At 72.1% G+C, this 23,913-nt stretch carries 19 protein-coding genes and 1 pseudogene; 11 read left to right on the forward strand and 9 right to left on the reverse strand.

What is annotated here, in order from left to right; genetic code table 11:
- Positions 1-163 precede the first annotated feature (163 nt).
- Together J7E86_RS01215 and J7E86_RS01220 are read right to left on the reverse strand one after the other, a co-directional pair.
- Positions 164-1,126, reverse strand: a complete 963-nt coding sequence (locus tag J7E86_RS01215) for an L-tyrosine/L-tryptophan isonitrile synthase family protein (RefSeq protein WP_374223750.1) — start codon at positions 1,124-1,126, stop codon at positions 164-166.
- 8 nt (positions 1,127-1,134) lie between these two features.
- Positions 1,135-2,370, reverse strand: coding sequence for a cytochrome P450 (locus tag J7E86_RS01220; RefSeq protein WP_215078815.1), 1,236 nt, complete (start codon positions 2,368-2,370; stop codon positions 1,135-1,137).
- A gap of 289 nt (positions 2,371-2,659) precedes the next feature.
- On the opposite strand from J7E86_RS01220, the gene J7E86_RS01225 reads away from it, so the two are divergent.
- From J7E86_RS01225 to J7E86_RS01235, 3 genes are read left to right on the forward strand one after another with little or no spacing between them, the layout of a single operon-like run.
- The gene (locus tag J7E86_RS01225; RefSeq protein WP_215078817.1) at positions 2,660-2,911 is read left to right on the forward strand and encodes a hypothetical protein; all 252 of its coding nucleotides are present in this window, start codon (positions 2,660-2,662) and stop codon (positions 2,909-2,911) included.
- The gene (locus J7E86_RS01230; protein ID WP_215078819.1) at positions 2,908-5,295 is read left to right on the forward strand and encodes a cation-translocating P-type ATPase; all 2,388 of its coding nucleotides are present in this window, start codon (positions 2,908-2,910) and stop codon (positions 5,293-5,295) included. Before J7E86_RS01225 ends, J7E86_RS01230 begins: the two co-directional genes overlap by 4 nt.
- Positions 5,292-5,804 carry a copper chaperone PCu(A)C gene (locus J7E86_RS01235; protein ID WP_215078821.1) on the forward strand — a complete coding sequence of 171 codons (513 nt, stop codon included), beginning with the start codon at positions 5,292-5,294 and terminating at the stop codon, positions 5,802-5,804. Before J7E86_RS01230 ends, J7E86_RS01235 begins: the two co-directional genes overlap by 4 nt.
- A gap of 336 nt (positions 5,805-6,140) precedes the next feature.
- On the opposite strand, the gene J7E86_RS01240 is transcribed toward J7E86_RS01235, so the two are convergent.
- Positions 6,141-6,746 carry a sigma-70 family RNA polymerase sigma factor gene (locus tag J7E86_RS01240; protein ID WP_215078822.1) on the reverse strand — a complete coding sequence of 202 codons (606 nt, stop codon included), beginning with the start codon at positions 6,744-6,746 and terminating at the stop codon, positions 6,141-6,143.
- A 61-nt stretch (positions 6,747-6,807) separates the two neighbouring features.
- Here J7E86_RS01240 and J7E86_RS31740 point away from each other — a divergent pair, with 61 nt between their 5' ends.
- Positions 6,808-6,978 (forward strand): zf-HC2 domain-containing protein, encoded by a 171-nt coding sequence (locus J7E86_RS31740; protein WP_308312428.1) that lies wholly within the window; start codon positions 6,808-6,810, stop codon positions 6,976-6,978.
- Positions 6,979-7,232: 254 nt separating this feature from the next.
- Here the strand turns inward: J7E86_RS31740 and J7E86_RS01250 are convergent, their stop codons facing one another.
- Positions 7,233-7,997, reverse strand: a complete 765-nt coding sequence (locus J7E86_RS01250) for a hypothetical protein (RefSeq protein ID WP_215078825.1) — start codon at positions 7,995-7,997, stop codon at positions 7,233-7,235.
- Positions 7,998-8,304: 307 nt separating this feature from the next.
- Positions 8,305-8,574, reverse strand: a complete 270-nt coding sequence (locus J7E86_RS01255; protein ID WP_215078827.1) for a holin — start codon at positions 8,572-8,574, stop codon at positions 8,305-8,307.
- A 114-nt stretch (positions 8,575-8,688) separates the two neighbouring features.
- On the opposite strand from J7E86_RS01255, the gene J7E86_RS01260 reads away from it, so the two are divergent.
- From J7E86_RS01260 to J7E86_RS01280, 5 genes and pseudogenes are all read left to right on the forward strand, one after another.
- Positions 8,689-9,975, forward strand: coding sequence for a helix-turn-helix domain-containing protein (locus tag J7E86_RS01260; protein WP_215078892.1), 1,287 nt, complete (start codon positions 8,689-8,691; stop codon positions 9,973-9,975).
- A 62-nt stretch (positions 9,976-10,037) separates the two neighbouring features.
- Positions 10,038-11,561: an aldehyde dehydrogenase family protein gene (locus J7E86_RS01265; protein WP_215078829.1), complete on the forward strand. Its 1,524-nt coding sequence runs from the start codon at positions 10,038-10,040 to the stop codon at positions 11,559-11,561.
- Positions 11,562-11,813: 252 nt separating this feature from the next.
- The gene (locus J7E86_RS01270) at positions 11,814-13,364 is read left to right on the forward strand and encodes an alpha/beta hydrolase (RefSeq protein WP_215078831.1); all 1,551 of its coding nucleotides are present in this window, start codon (positions 11,814-11,816) and stop codon (positions 13,362-13,364) included.
- Positions 13,365-13,376: 12 nt separating this feature from the next.
- Positions 13,377-14,984 (forward strand): alpha/beta fold hydrolase, encoded by a 1,608-nt coding sequence (locus tag J7E86_RS01275; RefSeq protein WP_215078833.1) that lies wholly within the window; start codon positions 13,377-13,379, stop codon positions 14,982-14,984.
- Positions 14,985-15,306: 322 nt separating this feature from the next.
- Positions 15,307-16,401, forward strand: a pseudogene (locus J7E86_RS01280) (hypothetical protein).
- 104 nt (positions 16,402-16,505) lie between these two features.
- Here the strand turns inward: J7E86_RS01280 and J7E86_RS30640 are convergent.
- Positions 16,506-16,730, reverse strand: coding sequence for a hypothetical protein (locus tag J7E86_RS30640; RefSeq protein WP_251018500.1), 225 nt, complete (start codon positions 16,728-16,730; stop codon positions 16,506-16,508).
- Positions 16,731-16,850: 120 nt separating this feature from the next.
- On the opposite strand from J7E86_RS30640, the gene J7E86_RS01290 reads away from it, so the two are divergent.
- A complete protein-coding gene (locus tag J7E86_RS01290; RefSeq protein WP_215078835.1) occupies positions 16,851-17,336 on the forward strand; it encodes a nitroreductase family deazaflavin-dependent oxidoreductase in 486 nt (161 codons plus the stop codon).
- Between the two features lie 150 nt (positions 17,337-17,486).
- Here J7E86_RS01290 and J7E86_RS01295 read toward each other — a convergent pair whose 3' ends face one another.
- The 3 genes from J7E86_RS01295 to J7E86_RS01305 form a co-directional block, all read right to left on the reverse strand.
- Positions 17,487-18,032 (reverse strand): hypothetical protein, encoded by a 546-nt coding sequence (locus J7E86_RS01295; protein ID WP_308312429.1) that lies wholly within the window; start codon positions 18,030-18,032, stop codon positions 17,487-17,489.
- Positions 18,033-18,261: 229 nt separating this feature from the next.
- Positions 18,262-20,838 (reverse strand): AMP-binding protein, encoded by a 2,577-nt coding sequence (locus J7E86_RS01300; RefSeq protein WP_215078837.1) that lies wholly within the window; start codon positions 20,836-20,838, stop codon positions 18,262-18,264.
- Complete coding sequence (locus J7E86_RS01305; protein ID WP_215078839.1) at positions 20,838-22,541, reverse strand: MFS transporter; 1,704 nt, start codon at positions 22,539-22,541, stop codon at positions 20,838-20,840. Before J7E86_RS01305 ends, J7E86_RS01300 begins: the two co-directional genes overlap by 1 nt.
- 319 nt (positions 22,542-22,860) lie before the next feature.
- Here J7E86_RS01305 and J7E86_RS01310 point away from each other — a divergent pair, with 319 nt between their 5' ends.
- A complete protein-coding gene (locus J7E86_RS01310) occupies positions 22,861-23,892 on the forward strand; it encodes a hypothetical protein (protein ID WP_215078841.1) in 1,032 nt (343 codons plus the stop codon).
- Positions 23,893-23,913: the final 21 nt, after the last annotated feature.

Genomic DNA, 23,913 nt, shown 5'->3' on the forward strand with positions numbered 1-23,913 from the left:
CGTCGGGCCTTGTGCGCCAGCCACCGCATCAATGCGGCGAAAGGCCGAGCAGTGCCCCTCCTCAGGCGGGCCCCATCCTGCTCGCCCGGCCGAAGGCCGGCCATCGTGGAACACCACGAGATCGCCGCCGGCGGTCAGGGGCGGAGCCCCGGAAAATCACCTGTCAGGCCACCGCCTCGAAGTGGCTGGGCCGCCCGTCCCGCAGAACGACGCGCCCCACCTCCTCCGCGTCCGCCCGTCGCACCAGCCGTGCGGCCCCCCGCTGCCGGAGGACGACCCCGTGCCATGGCGTGGCCCACGCGTCCGCCGCCTCCAGCAACCGGATCCCGAACTTCTCCGAGCCCGGTCGCTGCGGATGGATCGACAGCCGCACGGACCGGGGATGCCGGTCCGCGATGAGGTCGCCCCAGGCCCTGCTGCGCGCGATCACGCCGTACGCACGTGCCCGGCACGCCCGTTGCAGCGCGGACCGTGTCCCGGAGAAGGCCGCGGTGTCCTCGACGAGGAAGCGCGTGATGCCGCGGTAGAGCCGTGCCGTCTCCTCGTCCGTGCGGGCCTGTGCGCGAAGCGTGTCGAGCGACGGCGCGTACGCCTCGGTGACCAGGCGCCGCTTCGTGTCGTGGTCCACGTCGCCGTGGACGTCGCGCAGGTCGAACGTGTCGATCCGGGTCAGGCCCTCCCGGTGGACGAGGGTGCGCAGTTCGTCACCGTAGGCGTCGATGTGCTCGTCGGGCACGCCGATGAGGTCACCGAAGATGTGGCCGTCGGAGCAGATGAGCATGCGGGCGCCGGGCGCGTATATCTCGCCGACGCGCGCGCAGAGGCGGTCGAGGAAGGAGAGGGAGAGGCGCTCGCCCTCGTCGGGGAGGTGGCCGAGCACCTTGGCCGGGTTGGGCGACTTGCAGGGGAATCCGGGGAGGGTGAAGACGATCGGCTCGCCGGTGGCGGTGAACTGCCGTATCTGGCGCAGTTGCTCGGGGTGGTCGGCGGGATCCGCGGACGCCGGCCCGCTGGTGCGGTGGTACGGCAGGAGGAGACGCAGCACGCGCGCCTCCACGGACATGCCGGAAAAGGGGTCGGAGGGGGCGAACGCGGGAGCGGCCGGTGCGGCGCAGGTGATCGGCATGTGCGGACTCACCTCCCGGAGCGGGGGCAGACGGGCCCGTCGAAGGCGACGGGCAGCGCGCCCACGCCCCGGCCGAGGACGGCGGGGATCCAGGGGAGTTCCTCGTCCGGTACGGCGAGCCGTATGCCCGGCAGGCGGGCGAGCAGGGTCCCGAGGGCCACCTGGAGTTCGATGCGGGCGAGGGCGGCGCCGGGGCAGAAGTGGATGCCGTGGCCGAAGGACAGGTGCGACCCCTGCGCCCGGTCGAGGTCGAGGGTGTCGGGGTCGGGGAAGCGCTCGGGGTCGCGGTTCGCGGCGCACAGGGAGACGATCACGGAGTCGCCGGCCGGGACGCGGGTGCCGTGCAGCTCGGCGTCCTCGGCGAGGAACCGCCAGGTCGTCAGCTCGAACGCCCCGTCCAGGCGCAGGAGTTCCTCGACGGCGTCCGCCATGAGCTCCGGCTCGGCGCGCAGCCGCCGAAGGGCCTCGGGGTGCCGGAGCAGCGCGACCATGGCGGTGGTGATCTGGTTGGTGACGGGTTCCTGGCCGGCCACCAGGAGCTGGAAGATCATGGAGTCCAGCTCCTCCCGGGTGAGTTCACCGCTGTCGCGGGCGGCGACCAGGCCGCCGAGGAGCCCGTCGCCGGGATCGGCCACGGCCTCGGCGATGTACGCCTGGAGCTCGCGCAGCAGCGCCTCGTACGCGGGGCGGCCCGGGTCCGTGGGTCCGACGGGGGCCACGACCCTGCCCCATTCGCGGCGGAAGCGTGCGGCCAGGCGCGGGGGCAGCCCGATGACCTCGGCGAGGACCTGGAAGGGGAAGCGGGCGGCGAAGCAGCGCACGAGGTCGGCGGAGTCCGCGCCGGCGGGCATGGCGTCGACGAGCGCGTCGGCCATCTCCTGGAAGCGGGGCCGCATCTCCTCCACGCGGCGCGGCGCGAAGGCTTCGGTGACCAGGCGGCGCATCGCGGTGTGCTTCGGCGGGTCCTGGTGGAGCAGGTGGACCTGGAGCTGCGAGTGCTGCGGCTCGGGCATGATCGAGGCGCGGGCGCGCCAGGCGTCGTTGCCCCGGGCGTGGTTCTTGCCGAGCCGGGGGTCGGCGAGCGTCCGCTGGGCGGCGGCGTGGCCGGTGACCAGCCACGCGGTGACCCCGCTGGGGAAGAGCACCCGGTGGATCGGGCCGGCCGCGCGCATGCGCGCGTACAGCGGATACGGGTCCCGCTTGTACTCGGGGCCGTACAGGGGGATCGGGTCGGGCAGCGACACGGTGGGGGCTCCTCGCGAAGTCGTGGACCCCTGAGAAGTCGGATGGCGGGAGGGGCGAGTTCCCGGCTGTTTTCCCGACACTTCCCGGCCGCTCCCGACACTTTCCGACGGTTCTCGGTGGTTCCCGACCGGTTGTCGAAGGTATGCGGGCCGTGGGAACACCGTCGCGATCCTTGGGTAGTCGGCTCGGGGAGCGGGCTGGTTCCCGGGGGCGAAAGGGATGATCCTCACGTGCCGGAAGCCGGCGGCAAGCCGTCGTACGCGGCCCGGGCCGTGCCACGATGCGGCGATGACCGCTCGTCACGTCCTCAGTCCGTTCGGCAGGCCGTTCGGCGCGTACGGAGCCCTGATCGGCTTCGTCCTGCTGCTGGCCGCCCTCTTCGGTGTCGCGTACGCGGCCGGCGCGGCGGCCGGGCCCGCCTCCCCCGGCATACACCGCACCGGCGGCGGCTCCGGCGGCTCGTCCCCGGGCGGCGGCACGGGCGGGATGGGCGGCATGCACGACATGGGCGCGCCGGTCACCGGGCGGGTGGCCCGATGAGCGCGCCGGACACCACGGCGGCCGGCGCCACCACGGAACTGATCGTCGGCGGGATGACCTGCGCGGCGTGCGTGGCCCGCGTGGAGAAGAAGCTCGGCCGGGTGGAGGGCGTCAGCGCCACCGTCAACCTCGCCACCGGCCGGGCCCGGGTCAGTCATCCGGCGGGCGTGAGCGCGGCGGAGCTGATGGCCGTCGTGGAGGGCGCGGGCTTCACCGCCGCGCTGCCCGAACCGGAGACCCCGGCGGAGCCCGAGGCCGGCGAGGCGGCCGCGGCGACGGCCAGGACCCGGCTGCTGGTGACGGCACTGCTCTCGGTGCCGGTCCTGGTGCTGTCCATGGCGCCGGCGCTCCAGTTCCGCAACTGGCAGTGGCTGTGCTTCGCCCTGGCCACGCCGGTCGCGGCGTGGGGCGCGTGGCCGTTCCACGAGAAGGCCCTGCGCGGGCTGCGGCACACCACCGCCACCATGGACACCCTGGTCTCCCTCGGCGTCCTCGCCTCGTACTCCTGGTCGGCCTACGCGCTCTTCCTCGGCGGCGCGGGCGAACCGGACATGCGGATGCCGTTCACGCTGGTCCCCTCCATGGCCGGCGGCACCGCGGACGTCTACCTCGAAGCGGTCGTGGGCGTACCGCTGTTCGTCCTGCTCGGCCGGCTGCTGGAGGCGCGGGCCCGGCACCGTACGGGCTCGGCGCTGCGGGCGCTCGCCTCGCTCGCCGCGAAGGACGTCGTCGTACGGGCCGGTGGCGTCGAGCGCCGCGTGCCGATCGCGGAGCTGCGGGTCGGCGACCACTTCGTCGTACGCCCCGGGGAGCGGGTCGCGACCGACGGCACGGTCGTCGCGGGCAGCTCCGCGCTGGACCTGTCGCTGGTGACGGGCGAGAGCGCGCCCGTCGAGGCCGGGCCCGGTTCGGCCGTGGTCGGCGGTGCCGTCAACTCCGGCGGGCTGCTGGAGGTGCGGGCCGAGGCGGTCGGCGCGGACACCCGGCTCGCGCGGATCGCGCGGCTGGTGGAGGACGCGCAGGCGGGCAAGGCGAAGGCGCAGCGCGTCGCGGACGCGGTGGCGGGCGTCTTCGTCCCGGCGGTGCTGGCCGTCGCGGTCACCGTCCTCGGCTTCTGGCTCGGCGCGGGTGCCACCGCCCAGGCGTCGGTCACGGCCGCCGTCGCGGTGCTCGTGGTCGCCTGCCCGTGCGCGCTCGGCCTCGCCACGCCCACGGCGCTGCTGGCCGCGACGGGCCGCGGCGCGGGCCTCGGCATCCTGGTCAGCGGGCCGCGGGCACTGGAAGGGCTGCGGCGGGTGGACACCGTCGTCCTCGACAAGACGGGCACCTTGACGACGGGTTCGATGACGGTGACGGGCGTGACCGCCCGGCCCAGCGGCCTGGACTCGGACGAGGCGCTGCGGCTGGCGGCGGCGGTCGAGCGGGGCTCGGAGCACCCGGTGGGCCGGGCGGTGTGCGCGTACGTGCCGGACGCCTCCGCGCTCCCGGAGGTCGCGGACTTCGCGGCGACGCCGGGCAAGGGCGTCGCGGGGCGCGTCGCGGGACGGCTCGTGGAGGTCGTACGGCCCGGGACCCCGTCCGTACCGGCCGGGAACCGGGCCCGGAAGACGGTCCGCAAGAACCCCGCCGCCCTCCCGGAGGCACTGGCCTCGGCCGTCCGGAACGCCGAGAAGGACGGCCGCACGGTCGTGGTGGTACGCGTGGACGGCACGGCCGAGGCGGTGATCGCCCTGGGCGACACCGTGCGTTCCGGCTCGTACCGCGCGGTCGACCACCTCAAGCGGCTCGGCCTGCGGCCCGTCCTGGCCACCGGTGACAGCGAGGGCGCGGCGCGGGCCGTGGCCGAGGAGCTCGGCATCACCGAGGTCCACGCGCGCGCCACCCCGGAGGACAAGGCGGAGCTCGTCCGCGGCCTGCGCGCCCAGGGACGCCGGGTGGCGGTCATCGGCGACGGCGTCAACGACACCGCCGCGCTGGCCGGCGCGGACCTGGGCATCGCGATGGGCGGCGGCACGGACGCGGCCATCGGCGCGGCCGACGTGACGCTCGTCCGCGAGGACATGGCCGTCCTGGCGGACGCGGTCCGCCTGGCCCGCCGCACGTCGGCGACGATCCGGGCCAACCTCGCCTGGGCCTTCGGCTACAACCTGGTCACCCTGCCGCTGGCCGCCGTCGGCCTGCTGAGCCCGATGGTCGCGGCGGCGGCGATGTCCGTCAGCTCGGTCCTGGTCGTGGCCAACAGCCTCCGCCTGCGCACCTGGCAGCCGGGGCCCGCCCAGACACCCGGGCGGCGGCCGAGAGGAGCCCCGGTACGTACGAGCACGGGCCGCCCCGCCGCGGCGAACGTCCCCGCCCACTCCATCGCACGAGGTGACACCCGATGACGGACCTCTCCCCCGGCCGCGGCGGCCTGCCGGCCCGGCTCGCCGGAACCGCCCGCGCGGCCCTCGTGCCCGTCCTCGCCTGCGCCGTGACCCTGGCCGGGCTGGGCGCCTGGACGGCCGCCGGCGGGGCGCGGCGGCCCGCCACCCTCACGGTCGAGGACGCGCGTGTGCTGCTGCCGTTCGGCACGGACGACACCGCGGCGTTCTTCCGGGTGCGTAACGACGGGGACGCCGGCGACGAGCTCCTGGCCGTCGACGTCCCGACGGCCGGCGCCGCCATGCTCAGCCGCACGGTGGTGACGAAGGGCGCGGGTTCCATGCGCATGGTCCCCTCCGCGCCCGTACCGGCCGGCGGCACGCTGGAGATGTCACCGCACGGCCTGGACGTCATGGTGGCGGCCCCGCCCCGGCTGCGCCTGGGCGACCGGCTCCCCGTGACGCTGCGGTTCCGCGAGAGCGGGAGCGTGAAGGTGGAGGCGCGGGTGGTACGGGCGGGGAGCGGAGGCTGAAGTCCGCCTGTTCCCCCGCCCTGACGGAGGACGACGGTCCGGACGCGGCGGCGCCCCCCAGCGCCGCAGCGCCCGGACCGGTCGGCACCTCGCGGCTGTGCCGTGTCCGGCAGATCGTGTCAGCGGGCGAGCTACGGACCGTGTCGTGCGCGCCAACGCTGCGCGGTGGTGTCCTCAAGCGCCGGACGGGCTGCTGTGCTGTGTCCTCAAACGCCGGACAGGCTGACATCGGCCGAGCCCAGCCGAATCAAGCCCGTCCGGCGATTGAGGACGCGCCCGCAGGGCGCCCGCCGCCGCAGGCGGCAAAGACGGCCCGCAGCGGAGCACCCGCCGGACCTAGGCCGCCGCGCTCGCCCCGGCCAGCACCGGCACCCGGCCCGCGCCGCACCCCGCGTCACGCTCCGCCGTCTCCAGCTGGACGATCAGCGCCTCGCGGGCCCGCGCCACGCGGGAACGCACCGTGCCGACCGGGCAGCCCGCGACGACCGCGGCCTCCGCGTACGGCAGCCCCAGCAGCTGCGTCAGCACGAACGCCTCGCGCCGCTCGTAGGGCAGGCGGTCCAGCAGCTGCGAGAGGACCACGCCCTCGTCGAAGCCCGGCAGCTCCGCGGACTGGGTCCGCTCGGCCGCCGACAGCCAGTCGTCGGTGTCGGACAACCGCGGCCGGGCCGCGTTGAAGCGGAGCCGGTCCACGACCGTACGGCGGGCGATGGTCAGCAGCCAGGTACGGGCCGACGAACGGCCCTCGAAGCGCGGCAGCGAGCGCAGCGCGCGCAGGAACGTCTCCTGTACGAGGTCGTCCGCGCCCTGCGGGTCATTGCTGAGCCGCGCCACGTACCGGCGCACGTCGCCCTGGGTGGCGCGGATGAAGCACTCCACCGCGTCGGCGTCGCCGCCGCGCGCGGCGAGCGCCCAGGCGGTCACCGTCTCGTCGTCACGCACGGCGGCCTCCCGCACGGGGGGTGGTGCGCGGTGCTCCGGCGGCGCCGGGGACGATGGCGGGGTGCACTGCCCCGATTTCCGTACCGCCATATCCGCCCGCGTCGACGGCGAGGAGCTGCCGCCGGACCTCTCCGGCACCGCGCTCGCCGCGCATCTGCGCGGGTGTGCCGACTGCCGCCGCTGGGAGGAGCGCGCGTACCGGCTCAAGAAGCTGACGGCAGGACTCTTCTGAGGCGTACGGAGTCCCCGTGGCGGGGGGCTCGGCCGACGTGTGGCCGGTCGGCGGATGGTCGATCGGCGGGTGGCCGACCGACGCGTGCGGGGAACGCATCGAAGGCGCGGCCGACGGCGGAACGTGTCGCCGTGGTGTGTCCTGTGTGAGGGCAGGGGTCATCGCCCCGGGTCCTTCCTGGAATCCGGGCGCCTCGACCCCGAGGGGGCGGCGGCCCGGTGACGTGATACGGCCAGGTCGGTCGCCGTCGGCCCTCAGCGGGCGGCGGCGACGCGGACGGCCGGTGGACCACGTGTGGCCAGGACATGGCCGTAGAGCAGCCGGCGGAGCCGCTGCGCGGCGCGCGTGCGGTCGGCGCGGATGCGGGGCGGCCCCGGGCGCGTGGGGACGTCGCGGAAGAGGACGAGCAGGGGTGCGAAGAGCCGGGTGCGCAGCGTGCGGGCGAGGCGGAAGGCGGCCTGTTCGCCGCCGGAGAGCCAGATGCCGCAGATGAGCGCGACGACGACGTGCGCGGACCACATGCCGAGGGCGCCGTGTCCGGCGTGCAGGGACATGCTTCCCATGTCCATACCGCCCATGCCGCCCATGCCGCTCATGCCGCTCATGCCGCCGCCCATGTCCATGCCCTCCATGGGCATGGACATGGAGTGATCCATGGGCATGGGCGCCGGCATCCCGTGAGCACCGGCCATGCCGTCCGTGCCGGTCGTGCCGGGGTCCAGGCCCATCCGCCGCGCATGCGCGGCGTTCACCGCGACGTTCTGCGCGAGGGCGAAGAACTGGTGCAGAGCGGTCTGCGCGCCGACCGTGGCGAGCGTGATCAGCAGCGGTCCGCGTTCGCGGCCCGCCAGGAACCACGCGCCGCTGCCCGTACCGGACAGCGCCACGGCGACGGCCCACCACGGGACGGTCGACCCGGACATGACCGCGTGCCCCAGGGCAGCGAGCAGCACACAGACGACTGCGAACACCGCGGCTCGCAGCGCCCGGGGTCCCTGGTACGGCTGCCCTGCTCTCATGACGTGGACATCGTTGCACCCGCACCGCGCGGAGCGACGGCGGGGTGCACCCCGACGCCCGTACGACCGCCCGCTCGGGCGCACGGGTCCGCCCCGTACCGTCCGCCCGGCGGTACGAGGCGGTGGGCCGCCGGCTCGGGGGAAGGACCGGCGGCCCGGGTCCCGTCGCTCCATTGGGACTCGCGTAGCCGAGTCAACCGCCCGCGGGGCCGGCGCGGGAGCGTGTGCGAGGGGGTGCGCGTGGGTGCGCCACGCACACCCCGTGTGAACGGTGCCCCTCCGCCCGGCGCTCGCACCGGCCCTCCGCTCAGCCTCTGCCGGCCGACGCCCCGCCGGCGGTCTTCTTCCCCTTCCCGGACTTCTTCTCCGGCAGCCAGGCCGCGCTCTCCTTGTTGCCGAAGCGGGTGCCTATCGCGCCCTTGATCACGGAGAGGGCGGCGGGCAGCGCGGCGATGGCGGCGGCCTTGAGCGCGGACACGTCCGTCAGGTCGAAACCGTCGGCGATGAGGAGACCGAGGAAGGTCGTGAGGTAGGCGGCCAGGGTGCGTTCGAGGATGTCGACGATGACTTTCCGCATGGCTTCTTCCGGCCTCTTCCGTTCGCGTCCTATGAGTCAGGGGAAGCCTCGTGGCGGCGAGGCGACGTCCGCAAGCCCTTTCGGCGCACGTTCTTGCGGAGTGGAGGGTCCATGGTGGTCAACCCCTGGCTGGCACTGCCGACCGGTGACGATCCCGCCGAACGGTGCCGGACGGTCCGCGGCGCGCACGCGGCGTTCGCGGCCGGAGGGGCGGTGGCCCCGCAGGTACGGGCGGTGGTGGCCGCCTCGTGGCGGCGTTCGGCGGCGGCGCTGCCGGGGCCCGAGTTCATGGCGCCCGTGGAGCTGTACGGCGCGGAGCTGGAGAGCTATCGCCGCGCGCATCCGCTGGCCGCCGTGCTGCCGCTCGTCCGGGAACTGCTCGGCACCATCGCCGACGACGGTGCCCACCTGCTCGCGGTCTGCGACGCGTCGGGGCGGATGCTGTGGGTGGAGGGGCACGCGGGGGTCCGCAGGGGCGCCGAGCGCATGAACTTCGTCGCCGGTGCCCGCTGGGACGAACGCCACGCCGGCACCAACGCCCCGGGCACCGCCCTCACCCTCGACCACGCGGTCCAGATCTTCGCCACCGAGCACTACAACCGCCTGGTCCAGCCCTGGACGTGCGCCGCCGCCCCGGTCCACGACCCGCGCACCGGGCGGCTGCTGGGCGCGGTGGACCTGACGGGCGGCGACCACCTTGCGGCGCCGCACAGCCTGGCGCTCGTCCAGGCGACGGCGCGGGCGGCCGAGGCACAGCTGGCCGCCGCTCCCGGTGCCGTGGCCGGGCACGCGCTGTCGGTACTGGGCCGGGACGAGGCGCTGCTGGTGGCGGACGGGCGGCGCTCACGGCTGGGCCGCCGGCACAGCGAGATCCTCCTCCTGCTGGCCGGCCGTCCCGAGGGGCTGACGGGCGAGCAGCTGACGGCGGCGCTCTACGGGGACCGCCCGGTACCGCCGGTGACGCTGCGCGCCGAACTGTCCCGGCTGAGACGGCTGGTGGGCCCGCTCCTCGGCTCCCGCCCGTACCGGCTGTGCGCCCCGGTCGATACGGACCTCGCCCGGGTGGAGCGCGCGATGGCGGCCGGTGACGTGCGCGGCGCCCTGCGCGCGTACGACGGCCCGCCGCTGCCCCTGTCGGAGGCGCCCGGTGTGTGCCGGCTGCGGCGGGGCCTGGAGGGCCGGCTGCGGCGGGCCGTGCTGACCGGCGGGGACGCCGGGGCGCTCCAGCTGTGGGCGGACAGCCCGTGGGGCGAGGAGGACCTGGAGGTGTGGGAGCGGCTGCTGGCGGCCCTGCCGATGAGCGCGCCGCAGCGGGGCGCGGTGGCGGCGGAGGCGCGCCGCCTGCGCGCGGCGTACGCGCCTGGCTCCGGGGCAACGTCCGGGCAACCCCCGCGGCGCTAGCTTCCACCCGGTCGCCGCCCGCGCAGGGAGCGGGCGGCAGCGAACGGGAAGGGCACACCCCCATGCCTCGCTACGCCAACCCCGGCTCCTCCGACGCGGTCGTCTCCTACCGGCCGCGGTACGACCACTGGATCGGCGGTGAGTACGTACCGCCCGCACGGGGCCGGTACTTCGAGAACCCGACCCCGGTGAACGGGCAGCCGTTCACCGAGATCGCGCGCGGCACGGCCGAGGACGTCGAACGCGCGCTGGACGCCGCCCACGCGGCGGCCCCGGCCTGGGGCCGCACCGCCCCGGCCGACCGCGCGGCCGTCCTGAACCGGATCGCCGACCGCATGGAACAGAACCTGGAGCTCCTCGCGGTCGCCGAGTCGTGGGAGAACGGCAAGCCGGTCCGCGAGACCCTGGCCGCCGACATCCCGCTCGCCGTCGACCACTTCCGCTATTTCGCGGGCGCGATACGGGCCCAGGAGGGCGGCCTCTCCGAACTGGACGAGGACACCGTCGCGTACCACTTCCACGAGCCGCTCGGCGTCGTCGCCCAGATCATCCCGTGGAACTTCCCCCTCCTGATGGCCGCGTGGAAACTGGCCCCGGCCCTGGCGGCGGGCAACACGGCCGTCCTGAAGCCGGCGGAACAGACCCCGGCGTCGATCCACGTGTGGCTGGAGCTGGTGGCGGACCTGCTGCCCCCGGGCGTGGTGAACGTCGTCAACGGCTTCGGCGTGGAGGCCGGCAAGCCCCTGGCGTCCAGCCCGCGGGTCGCCAAGATCGCCTTCACGGGCGAGACCACGACCGGCCGCCTGATCATGCAGTACGCGTCGGAGAACCTGAAGCCGGTGACGCTCGAACTGGGTGGCAAGAGCCCCAACATCTTCTTCGACGACGTTTCCGCGGCGGCCGACGACTTCCTGGACAAGGCGCTGGAGGGCTTCACGATGTTCGCCCTCAACCAGGGCGAGGTCTGCACCTGCCCGTCCCGCGCCCTCATCCAGCGGGGCCACTACGCCCCCTTCCTGGAAGCGGCCGTGGCCCGCACCGAGGCGATCGTCCCCGGCCACCCCCTGGACACCGCCACCATGATCGGCGCCCAGGCGTCGAACGACCAGCTGGAGAAGATCCTCTCCTACCTCGACATCGGCAAGCAGGAAGGCGCCCGCATTCTCACCGGCGGCACCCGCGCCGACCTCGGCGGCGAACTGAACGGCGGCTACTACGTCCGACCCACCATCTTCGAGGGCACCAACCGCATGCGCGTCTTCCAGGAGGAGATCTTCGGCCCGGTGGTGGCCGTCACCTCCTTCACCGACTTCGACGAGGCGGTCTCCCTGGCCAACGACACCCTCTACGGCCTGGGCGCGGGCGTCTGGACCCGCGACGGCACCACGGCCTACCGCGCCGGCCGAGCCATCCAGGCCGGCCGCGTCTGGACGAACTGCTACCACACATATCCGGCGCATGCCGCTTTCGGCGGCTATAAGCAGTCGGGGATCGGGCGCGAGGGCCACAGGATGATGCTGAACCACTATCAGCAGACGAAGAACATTCTTTGTAGTTATTCACCCAAGAAGCTCGGGTTCTTCTAGAGCAGTGAAGTCCGTTCTCGGCAGCCCCGTGACGGCAGATCACGGGGCCTCCGCGTTCGCACCAGGCAGCCCCAGCCGGCCGACCCGGGCAGGGCCACCTGCGCCGCATCAGGTCCCGGCCGACCTCCAGGCGACGGCCGTCCGAATGCGCGGGTCCGTGCCACCCGGTACCGTCGATGAGGTGCGTTCCACCCAACCAGCTGCGACGTTGCCCGACTGGACGGCCGCAAATGCCGGCAGAGGAACGATCGTATGGCAAAGCACTGCATCACCGCGGCAGCTGCCGCCACCACTCTGGTCTGCCTGGCGGCATTCGGCGGGAAACCGAGCAGTGCCGCGTCACCCCACACTCCCTTCGCCGGGCGCAGCCCGACCGCTCCGTCGCGGTTCGTGCCCGGCCCCTGTCCGAAACCGCCCAAGCCGATCGAGGCGTTGAGTTCCGCGAAGTGCGGCTTCCTGAAGGTCCCCGAGAACCGCGCCCGCCCCGGCGGCCGGACCATCGAGCTGGCCGCGGCGGTCATTCCGGCCGTCTCGGCGAAGCCCGCTGCGGACCCCGTCGTGTTCATGGCAGGCGGTCCCGGTGGGGATGCGTTCGACGACATCCCCTTCCTGATCGACTCCGGTCTGAACAAGGACCGCGAGCTGATCGTCATGGCTCAGCGCGGCAACCTCTACGACCAGCCGAACCTCGCCTGCCCGGAGATCGACCGGTTCAACGAGAAGGCCGTCGGGTTCGGTTGGGACGCGACACAGGCGAAGCGGCTCATGCTGAAGGCGGTGAAGGAGTGCCGGGACCGCCTGACGGCTGACGGGACCGACCTGAGCGCCTACAACAGCGCTGAGAACGCAGCGGACTTCGCCGACCTGCGCACGGCCCTCGGCATCCCGGAGTGGAACGTCTACGGGTACTCCTACGGCACCAACCTGGCCCTCACCTATCTGCGCAGGCACCCCCAGGGGATCCGCGCGGTGGCGCTCGACTCGCCCAGCCCTCCGCAGGTCACGATCCTGCCGTGGGGCTGGAGCAGCGCCCGGGAGGGGATCGGCAACGTCCTTGACGCGTGCGCGGCCGAGCCCCGCTGCAAGAGCCGCTACCCGGACCTCCGCCAAACCCTGAACGAGCAGGTGCGCAAGCTGGAGGCACAGCCCCTGACGCTGAACGCCCGTCCGCCGAGCGGCGGAGACCCGGTGAACGTCGTTCTCGACGGAGGCACCCTGCTGAACATGCTGGTCGCCTTCAACGTCAAGCCGGTCGACCTCCCGGCGGCGCTCCAAGAGCTCAGCCAGGGCAATCCGCAGCGCTTCGCGCAGGCCCGTGCGAAGGACTCGGTCCAGCCCGTCGGTCACACCGCGCACGGCCTGACGCAGTCGGTGGCGTGCGGCGAGTGGGCCCCGGGTACCTCGGAGTCCGACGTGCTGAACGCGGGGCACCGGGCCTTCCCCGGGTGGCCGGAAACGGTCCTGGCACAGGTACCGCAGCTGCCCTTCCAGTACGACGTGTGTCGGGTCTGGAACGTCAAGGACCGCGCGGCCGAGCACCGGGTGGCCACCGTGAGCTCGGTGCCGGCGATCATCATCTCCGGGACGTTCGACATGAAGACGGGCGCGAGCTATGCGAAGGACGCGGCCCGTACCCTGTCCCGCTCCACCTCCGTGCTGATCCCCGGGATCGGGCACTGGGTGGTCCCGCAGTCGCCGTGCGCGCAGCGCGTGCTGGCCTCGTTCTTCGCCGGTCCGACCGCGCCCGACACCGGTTGCGTGGCCGGTCTCACCCCGCAACCGTTCACGATCACCCCGAAGTGACCGGGAGGGCAGATGGCTCTCGACCCCACGCCCCGTCGCCGCGCCGTGCGACGGCTCCACGCCAGGTCGGCCGCGGTGGCCACCGGTGTCCTCATCACGGGCCTGCTCACGACACCCGCCCACGCGCGGTACAGCACGGGCGCGGACGACGGAGCCGGAGCGCCGATCGGAACGGCCGCCCGGACAGTGGACGATGCCCGCTTCGAGCCCGGCCCCTGCCCGAAGACGGCGGACCCGGTCGCCGAACTCGAAGGGGCCCGCTGCGGCACGCTGACCGTGCCCGAGAACCGCACCGAGCCGGACAGCCGGAAGATCACCCTCGGTGTCGCGATCGTGGCGGCGGTGGCCGACAAACCGAAACCCGACCCCGTCGTGTGGCTCGCCGGCGGACCCGGCGACGACGCGGTCGGGGAGGCGAAGATGGCGATCGACGGCGGCCTGAACCGCGACCGCGACGTGATCTTCATGTCCCAGCGCGGAACGTACTCGGCCGACCCGGCACTCACCTGCCGCAACATCGACGAGTTCAACGCGCGCGCGACCGGGCTCGTCTACGACGCGCCGTCCACCGAACGCCTGCATGTCGACGCCACGAAGGCCTGCCGCGAGAAACTGGCGGCGAGCGGGGCCGACCTCAGCGCCTACAACGACATCGAGAGCGCCGCCGACCTCGCGGACCTGCGCACCGCGCTGGGCCTTGAGCAGTGGAACGTGTTCGGCATCTCCTACGGCACCCAGCTGGCGCTCGTCTACATGCGCCTGCACCCCGACGGAATCCGGTCTGTGGGCATCGACGGCATCCTGCCGCCGTCCACGGGAGGATCGGCAGTGACCTGGGCCGCCGCCAGGCAGGGCTTCGACGGCCTGTTCAAGGCCTGCGCCGACCAGCCCGCCTGCAACCGGCGCTACCCGAACCTGTCGGCCACCTTCGAACGGCTCGTCCGCGACCTCGAAGCCAAGCCGGTCACCACCACCGTCACGCTCCCCGGCGGCCAGAAGCAAGTGAAGGTCGTCCTGGACGGCGGAGCACTGGTCAACTGGATGACCGCCGCCACCCACGTGGCACCCCAGGTACCCGCGGCCCTCGACGAGCTGGCCCACGGCAAACCGCAGCGGATCGCCCAGCAGTGGGCGGGCGGCAAGTACAGCCCCCAGGCCATCGGCCGGCTGTCCCACGGGCTCGTCTACGGCGTCTTCTGCAGCGAGTGGACCCCGTACGAGACCCAGGCGGAAGCACTCCGCGGAGGCCAGGAAGCCTTCCCGTCGTTCCCCCACTCGGTACAGGCCCAGGCCCCGCTGCTCACGTTCCTCCGCCCGGACTGCGACGTCTGGAACGTCCCCGCGGCGCCCCGCTCCATCCGCGACGTCACGAAGAGCGACATCCCCACCCTCGCCGTCTCGGGCGGGTTCGACGCCCAGACCGCGGCGGGCAACGGGCCGTACGTCGCCCGCACGCTGAGCCGCGCCACCGTCGTCACGGTCCCCTACGAACCCCACGTCGTGTTCGCCACGTCGAAGTGCGCGCAAGCGATCACCCTCTCGTTCTTCGGCTCCCCGACCGCGCCGGACACCGGCTGCCTCGCCGATCTCAAACCGCCACAGTTCGAGATCGGACCCTGAACTGTGAACCCTTCGGCCATCGTGTCCGCACCCTGCCCGCAGTGCGTGCACTGCGGGCAGGGGATCCCGCCCATACTGCGCCGTCGCCTCCCAGCCCCCGATGCCGAGCAGGGACACCCGGTGCTGAGCGGTCGCAACGGCTTACAGCGCCTAACAGAATGAGGCTGGTCGGTTGTGACTGAGCACTTCAGTTGTCCAGTTGGGAAAGGGTGGCGCGCCCACACCGTCCGCCCGGCCGGCCTCACTGTCAGCACTCTGTGTCATTATGCGGACGCGTCCCAGGGGAGTGGGCCGCGGACTACTGATTTCCAGGGGGTTGGGGATGGGCGCGGGCACCGAGCCGGACGGCTCGTCCAGGTCCGACGAGGAGTGGGAGCGGTTTCTGCACGAGTCGGTGGCGGGTGTCGCCGACGCGCCCAAGGAGCCGTCGGCGCGGACCCGCGATGTGGCAAAGCGGCCGCGCGCGGAGTCCGGCCGCGGCCTGAAGGGCTGGCGCAGCTACACGCCCGCGCGGCCCAAGCGGCGCACGGGCTGGTACGTGGTCGGGCTGCTGGCCTCGCTGGTGCTGCTGGTGGTGGCGCTCGCGCCGGGGCGGATAGTGGACCTGTTCGCCGGTGCTGACTCCCCGCCGCTGGCGGCCGAGACCGGCCGCCCGAACCAGGCGCCCCCGGCGGAGGCGGCCCAACGTCCCACCATGGACGAGCCGTTCCGGGGCTCGCCGGCGGCGAGCTGGGCGAGCGGAGCGGCGGGGATCACCGTGCCGAAGGCCGGGGCGGTCGGCTGGATGAGCGCGACCGAGGTCGAGCGGGCCCTCGCCCGCAGCCGGGACTTCCTCGTCGCGTCCGGCCTGGACCGCGGGGTGCTGCGGGGCGAGAGCCCCGAGAAGGCGATTGCACTGATCAACCCGCGCTAGAAGGACGTCCAAGACCTTCTGAAAACCGCTTTCCGAACCCCGAGCGAGAAGAACGACCCCCTCCTCCTCTTCAGCCGCTTCCAGCCCTCCCGCACCCACCTGGTCGGCGACGTCGTGAAGACCCGGGGCCGGCTCACCTACCGGGAGGGCGAGCGCGGCGCGCTCCAGGTGACCGCCGACGTCACCTTCGTCTACCCGGTCACCCGTGCGGACGCGGGCGGCGACGACGAGATCGTGCGCACGATCGTCCGGCGCGAGCTGGTCCTGAGCTGGGACGACCCTGCCAAGGTGATCACCGAGCCGGGCACGTTCTCGATCGTCTCGTACAAGTACGACATGACCAACGGCGGCTGCGGCGCCCCCACGGGCTACTTCACCCCACCCTTCGGCACGGACCGCCGGGCGGACGGAGCCGGCACGGAGGTCGACCCGTACGACCGCAGCGCGCCGGTCGGGCGGGGCGAGTCCTCTGGGGACGAGTGTGGGAGGGCGACGCGGTCCTAGCGGGCGTTACTCGGTGGAGGCCACCTCAACCCTGAGCGCGATGAACATCCAGCCGCCGATCCGCTCCCAGCGCCGGCGCCAGGCCGGTCGGCCGAGCACCGCGCTCAGCCGGGCGGCGATGTGTACGAGCGCCAGCCAGTAGAGCCGCCGATCAACGGCATCGAGCGCGCCGAGTCAGTCTCGGGAATGACCTGCCGGCGGCGGCTGCGGTAGCTCGTCGACCAGTTCCCGAGGACGACGTCCACGACGGCACCGGTGCCGTCCGCGAGCCGGGCGAAGTAGTCCGGGGGGTGTCCGCGTTCCCGCCGGCCGTCCGCCCGTCCAGACACCGGAACCTTGCCGTCTCACTTGAAGTTGTTCGGCAGAGCGGGAACGGCGGTCTCGTCTCCGCGCGAGGCTTGTGTTGAACTGTGCAACATAATCCGTAAAGCGACGGCGGGGTGACCGCGATGCCTCTAGAGGGCGAGTACGAGCCGAGCCCGGCGCAGTGGGTGCGCGAACAGGTCGAGCTGTATGAGAGTTCGGGCGGCACGCAGGGGACGACGCTTTGGGACACGGGCCTGCCCGTCGTCATTCTCACGACGCGCGGCGCGAAGAGCGGCAAGATTCGCAAGATCCCGCTGATGCGCGTGGAGCACGAGGGGCGGTACGCGGCCGTAGCCTCGAAGGGCGGCTTCCCGCGTCACCCGGTCTGGTACTTCAACGTCAAGTCCGACCCACACGTGGAGCTCCAGGACGGCTCGAAACGTCAGGACATGACGGCCCGTGAGATCACGGGGGACGAGAAGGCCGACTGGTGGGAGCGTGCGGTCGCCGCGTATCCGCCGTACGCCGAGTACCAGGAAACGACTGACCGTGTGATCCCCGTCTTCGTGCTGGAACCCGTGTACGGGGTACGGCCGGCGGACGCCCCACCGCTGTCGACGAGGAACTGAACTCCGGGCCTCACCGTTCGGCAACCCGACCAACTGAGACAAGGATCTGATCATCAGAGACGGGACAGTTTCCGCTCGTTGCAGACAGCCGGACACGGATGTCTTGTGTCACCGAACCCTGCTCGCGCCCCGGGCGGAACCCCCGGACACTCACCCGGAGAGCTCGGCCCGCCACGGCCGTGGCCACTCCCCCGACGGCGGCGGATCTCCCGCGATGCCGAGGTCACGCCGCGCGCTCTCGTAGAAGGCATCACGCGCCGCACTCGCCAGCTGATGGGCCTTGGTCCACATCTCGGCGTTGACCGGCCCTTCCCGTACGAGCAACTCGATGGTCCAGATCGTCTCGTGCCATCGCCGCGCCGCCGCGATCGTCGCCGCGTCCCCGACGAGCAGGACGGACTCCCACTCCGTCGCACGGTGGGACTCCGCGTCGGCCAGCAGAGGCAGACCGTCGGCCTGCTGCAACGGATCGGCCACATCCGTGAATCCGAGGGCGGCGCCGATGCGCTGAGCGACACGAAGCTGCGCCTTGAGGGCATTGGCGTAACGGCCGTACGTCTCGAAGCGTTTCTCGTCCCACCGCTCCTCCCGCTGCCGCTTCCATCGCCGACGCTCGGTCAAGCTCTGCGCGGCGTACGAGCCGAGCGAGCCGACCACGACGCCTATCAGAGCGGGCAGTTGATCCAAAAATGCCACAGTCTCTCCCCACCGGTTTCCTGATGCCGCACGCTCATCGCTCCACGGCCGGAATGCCCGACCCGTCCCACCATCGCCATGGAGCACCTCTACTCGGTGGGCTGAACGAACGGTACGTTCCCCGCATCCCGGCGGACGAACGGGACACCGAGCTCCGGGGCGTCCGGGCCGGACAGGCGTCCGCCCGGGCCCGCCTGCGGCGGGTCCGGGCGGTCCTGCGTGGTGTGGGTCAGCGCCGCGCCTGGGCGTCGAGCCAGTCGCGGACCAGTTCGTCGTTGGGCGATTCGAGCAGGGCGAAGTGGTCGACCGGCAGCTTGTCCACGGCGTCGTCCGGCAGGATGTCCCGCCACTGGCCGATGGCGTGGCCGCCCGTCCACGGCGTGCCGCCGCCGGCCGTGACGGTGGCCGGTCCGCGGCGGGCGTAGTCGATCCGGCCGCCGGTGTCGCCCTGCAGGATGCGCACCTTCAGCCCGTCGGGCGGGCTCAGCAGCAAGCCGTCGAGGACCCGCGCGTTCGATTCGTACACCGCCCAGGCGTCCTCGATCTCCTGTTGGCCGGCGTCCCGCGCCAGGGTTCCCGCGTCCTTGGCCGCCGCGGTGACCGCGGCCAGGTCGAACCCGCCGTGCTCGGTGACGAACCGCTGGGCGGGGACGGTGATCGACCAGCCGACACGGACGAAGATGTCGAAGGCGTCGGCCACGCCGACGCGGTGGGCGCCGGGGTCCGGCGGGTCGATGAGCAGGGCCCGCACCGCGTCGCCGCAGCGGTCGTGCAACCGGCGGGCGACCTCGTAGCCGAACACGCCGCCCAGCGAGAAGCCCGACACACAGATGGCGCCGAATCGGTCGACGTCGTTGGCCAGCAGGACCTCGGCGAGTCCGTCGGCGAGCGCCGCCATGCCCTTGCCGGACAGCTCGGGAGGGGTCTCCATGGCCCACACGGTGTCGTCGGCGGGCAGCAGCCTGGACAGTGACGCGTACCGGGTGACCGCGCCGGACAGCGGCGGCAGGAAGACCCACAGCCGGTCCTGTCCCGCCGGACGCATCCGCACGAGGGTGGTACCGGTGGTGTGGTGCGCGGTCGGTATCCCGTCCCGGCGGTCGGCCAGGAGGCGTGCCAGCGCGTCGAATTGGGGTGTCCGGTACAGCTCGGCGGCGCGCAGGTTCACGTTCAGCCTGCCGCGCACCTTGGTGATCAGCTCGATCGCCCTGACGGAGTTGCCGCCGGCGGCGAAGAAGCTCGTCGACTCGTCCTGGGGCGGGCTGCCCAGGACCTCGCGCCAGGCCAGCCGCAGTTGCGCGGTCACGTCCGCCGGGTCGGCGTCCTCCTCGGCGTCCGTGCTCGGCCGGGTCCTCGCCTGTTCGAGCAGCACCGCTCGGTCGACCTTGCCGCGCGACGTCAGCGGGAACGCGTCGAGGACGGTGACGCGCGAGGGCACCATGTAGTCGGGCAGGGTGACCGCGAGTCGCCGCACGATCGCCGCCTCGGGATCCGAGGGCGGCGCGAGGCTCTTGTCGAGCCGGACGTACGCGGCGAGGAGCCGGCCACCGGCGCTGTCGAACGGCACGACCACCGCGTCGACGACGAAGTCGATGGACAGGAGCCGGGAGACGATCTCACCGGGTTCCACCCGGAAACCGCCGTTCACCTTGACCTGTGCGTCGAAGCGGCCGTGCAGGTCGTAGCCGCCGTCGCCCTTGGCGGTGGCCACGTCGCCGGTGTGGTAGGACCACTCTCCGTCGAGCAGGCAGAACGCCGAGGACGACGACGCCTGCCCCAGGTAGCCACGACCGACCGCGACGCCCTGGATGACGAGACCGGACGCGTTCCCCTCGTCGCCGAGGGGCTCGAGAAGGAACCGGACGCCGCCGATCGGCGCCCCGATCGCGATGGCGTCGCCGGGCAGCAGATCCCGGTAGCAGACGACGACGGCCGTCTCGGTCGGGCCGTACCCGTTCACCACGCGGGTACCTCCCGGCGCGACGGTCGCCCAGGCGGCCACCGCACCCTGGGTCGGCGCCTCGCCGCCGGCCATCACCAGCCGCAGGTCCGGTGTGGTGTGCCCGGCCGACTCGGCCAGCTCGGCGCCGAACCTGTTGAACACGCCCGTCGGCAGGCTCAGCACGGTGATACCGAGCCGACGGCAGTGGTGCAGGAAGTCCTCGGCTCCGCCGTACACGAACGCCTCGTCCCGGAAGACGAGTTCACAGCCGGCGACCATCGATGTGCAGATCTGTTCGAGCGCGAGGTCGAACGCGATCGAGGAGAAGAGCAGTCGGGTGTCGGCCGAGGTCAGGCCGTACCAGTCGATGGTGCGCAGGACGTGGTTCTCCAGGGCGGCCTGCTCGACGACGGCGCCCTTGGGGACCCCGGTCGACCCCGAGGTGTAGGCGACGTACGCGGCGGGCGAGGTGCGCCGGACCAGCCGTTCGTCCAGCGGCGGCCCCGGTCGCGGGCCCCGCGCCGGTCCCGACTCCGTGATCAGCGCGGCCGGGCCGCAGTCGTCGATGATCAACTGCTTGCGGCTGTCCGGCAGATCCGGTTCCAGCAGGGTGAAGGCCGCGCCGACCTGGCCGACCGCGGCCATCGCGATGATGGTGTCGAAACCGACCGGCAGGTCGATGACCACCACGTTCTCCGCCACGACGCCGAGCTCGCGCAGCCGCGCGGCCAAGGTGTCCGTGGCCGCCGCGAGTTCGCGGTAGCTCAGCTTGTGCTCGCCACGGGACAACGCGATCTTCTGGGGACGGTCGACCGCGTGCGCGGCGATCGCGGCATACAGCGTGCCGCCGGTTTCCGGAGTCATCAGGCGTTGACCTTTCGCGAACTGGGAGTGGCAGAGGTACTCGTGGTGGCGGGCAGGATCACCAGGACGGCGATCAGGGCGACGGACGCCACCGCCGCGCCGGTGATCCAGGCGGCGACCAGGCCGGAGCTCACGCTGTCGGCGAACCACGTCGCGGCCTGCCCGGACCCGTGGGCGAGCAGGTCGTAGCCCTCACTCACCGATCTGGCCGAAGCGGGCAGATCGGGCCCCGACTCGATTCGCGTCCCGTAGCCCGCCGAGAACACCAGGCCCATCACCGCGACGCCCCCGGCGCCCCAGATCTGCTGGAACATGGCGTTCACGGAGGACCCGACGCCCGCATCGGCCGGTCGCAGGCTGGTGACGATCAGCGTCAGCGCGGGCCCGACGGACAGCCCCATGCCGAGCCCGCAGCACAGCAGCCCCGCGGCGAGCAGCGGGTATCGCAGATCCGCGGCGGCCATGGCGCAGAGCGCGCAGCCGAGCGCACCGAGGCCGAGCCCGGTGGCCACGGTGGCCTTGGCCCCGATCCGTGCGGTGACCGCGACGCAGGACAGCGAGGCGACGGTCAGCCCCACCGCGAGCGGGAGCAGGCCGGCACCGGCCTGCAGGGGGCTCCAGCCGAGGCCGTACTGGGTGAACTGACCGGCCAGGAACACCGTGCCGAACAGGGCGAAGAACAGTCCGGACATGGCCACGACGGCGCCGGTGAACGTCCGCGCCCGAAAGTAGCCGAGGTCGAACAGCGGCCGGTCGGTACGCCGTTCATGGACGGTGTACCCGATCAGCGTCAGCAGACCGACGGCGCCGAGGCCGAACCGCAGCCAGCCGGGGAGCCGGTCGTCGACGGCGAAGATGATCGCCGAGGCGAACACCGCGACACCGATCAGCAGCAACACCGCTCCGACGGGGTCGGGGCGCCTCGTGATGGGCTCCGGGTCCCGGCGCCGGATGAGGGTGGCGGTGCCGAGCAGGGCGATCACGCCGACCGGCACGTTGATCAGGAAGATCGATCCGTACCGGAACCGGGTCAGCAGCAGGCCGCCGAGCACCGGGCCGACGGCCACGCCGAGACCGACGACGGCCGGCCACAGCGCCAGCACGCGCCGCCTGCCGCTGTCGGTCAGTTCCTGGGCGAACAGCTTGAAGATGCTCGGCACGATGAACGCCGCGCCGATGCCCATGCCCGCGCGCGACAGCACCAACGCGGAGACCGAGGGCACGAACGCTCCGAGGAGCGAGGCGGCCGTGAACACGCTGATACCCACGGCGTAGGAACGACGCGCGCCCACGCGGTCGACGACACTGCCCGCGATGATCAGCGACGAGGCGAAGACCAGCATGTACGCGTCGATCGCGAACTGCACGTCCGGCGTGCCCGCCCCCAATGACGCCGATATTCTCGGTACCGCGGTATTGATGATGGAATTATCCGCGGACACCATGAAAAGACTCAGGTAAGCGGTCGCCACGACACCATGGGTGCGCGACACCATCTTCGGTCGACTAGCGGTCAGCGACATTTGGTTCTCGATCTTCTCTAAGGCCTGCGGCCGGCCGTTGACCAGAAAATCGACGGCGTCCGCAAAAGTACAGATGCCAGGCAGCTGAATCGAGAATTGTCGCTGTTCTGCGCCACGGCAAAGAGGGGAAGATGCGGGGCGGCTTTCCGGCTGATGGCCTTGTGTGCCCCCGACGTGCAAGCTATTTTCGGCTCGCCAGTTTCAGACGCTAGCAGTCGGCTGCCGGGAAGATCAATCATAGGTGGCTCGGATCACACCGGGGGTCGGCCGCCCGGCAGGACGCCCGAACATCCCTCGAAGATTAAAACCGGTCATTCCGGGAATCCCCGCCACTCCGCCGGAATCCGAATGATGATTTTGACTCTGGCTCAAATACATGGACACGACAAAAAGACGAGAGTTGACTGCCCCTGTCGCAGCGCCGAACTCGTAATCCGGCCCTGCATCGAACGAAAACATCCCCTCCGTCACCGGTGAGGGAATTTCACAAGGAGCGTCAATGACCGTTGAAGCTGTTATCGGGGCCAGCTGGACCATCGCTCCGGAGTTCGTGTTCACGGATGCGGAGCGCGAAGCCCTGGAGACTTCGCTCGACAACATCACCGCCACCCCCTACCGCCTCTACGAGGCGCACCGCTTCCAGGTGGGCCGGCTCATCGCCGATGGTGTGGTCCCGGAGCGTTTCCGTGCCTACGTCGACTCGCTGGCAACCCGCGACCGTACCGCCGAGCCCGTAGTAGTCCTGAAGAACGTCCCTTACGACCGTGATGTTCCGGTATTCGACTTCGACCAGCCGGTGCGTTCCAAGTACGAGCTGAAGAAGACGTTCATCGCGGAGGGGTTCCTCGCGCTGTTCGCCCAGCTCGCGAACACCCCGGCCATCGGGTACGTCAACGTCAATGACGGCGATGTCTTCCAGGACATCTACCCGCAGCGGCGTCTGCAGGGCAGCCAGTCGCAGAAGGCGCTCAAGCAGATCCACTTCCACAAGGACCTCGCCAACCACTTCGTGCGGCCCGACCAGGTGTACATGGTCGGCATGCGCAGCAACCCCGTGAACGAGGTCTACACCTCGTTCGTCCGGAACATCGACGTCATCGCTTCCTTCACCGAGGAAGAGCTGACGCTGCTGCGCTCCAGCGAGTTCTACACCCCCTTCGACGACCTGAGCACCATGGGCGGCGGACGGGTTCAGCTCGGCGAAGCGGACATGCACCCGATCATCGGTGGCCGGGGCCCGGAGGACCTGCGGTTCTTCGAGAACCGGACCGTGGGGGTCACCGAAGCCGCCAAGGCCATCGTCCCCACGGTCGCCGAAACCCTGCACTCCCTCAAGCGGCGGGTCTTCATCGAGCCCGGCGACTTCGTGATCACGTACAACAACCACACGATCCACGCCAAGGAGGTCCTCAACGTCGGCGACCCCGAGGCGCTGCAGAGCCGCTGGATCATCAAGACGGTGAACGTGGACGACATGGCGCCCCACCAGGACCACCTGGTCCCCGGTACCGACCACCTGATCAACGGCTGACCCGCCGCCCGGCGAACCGCT

This window comes from Streptomyces sp. ISL-11 (assembly GCF_018614525.1).
Taxonomy (GTDB): Bacteria; Actinomycetota; Actinomycetes; order Streptomycetales; family Streptomycetaceae; genus Streptomyces.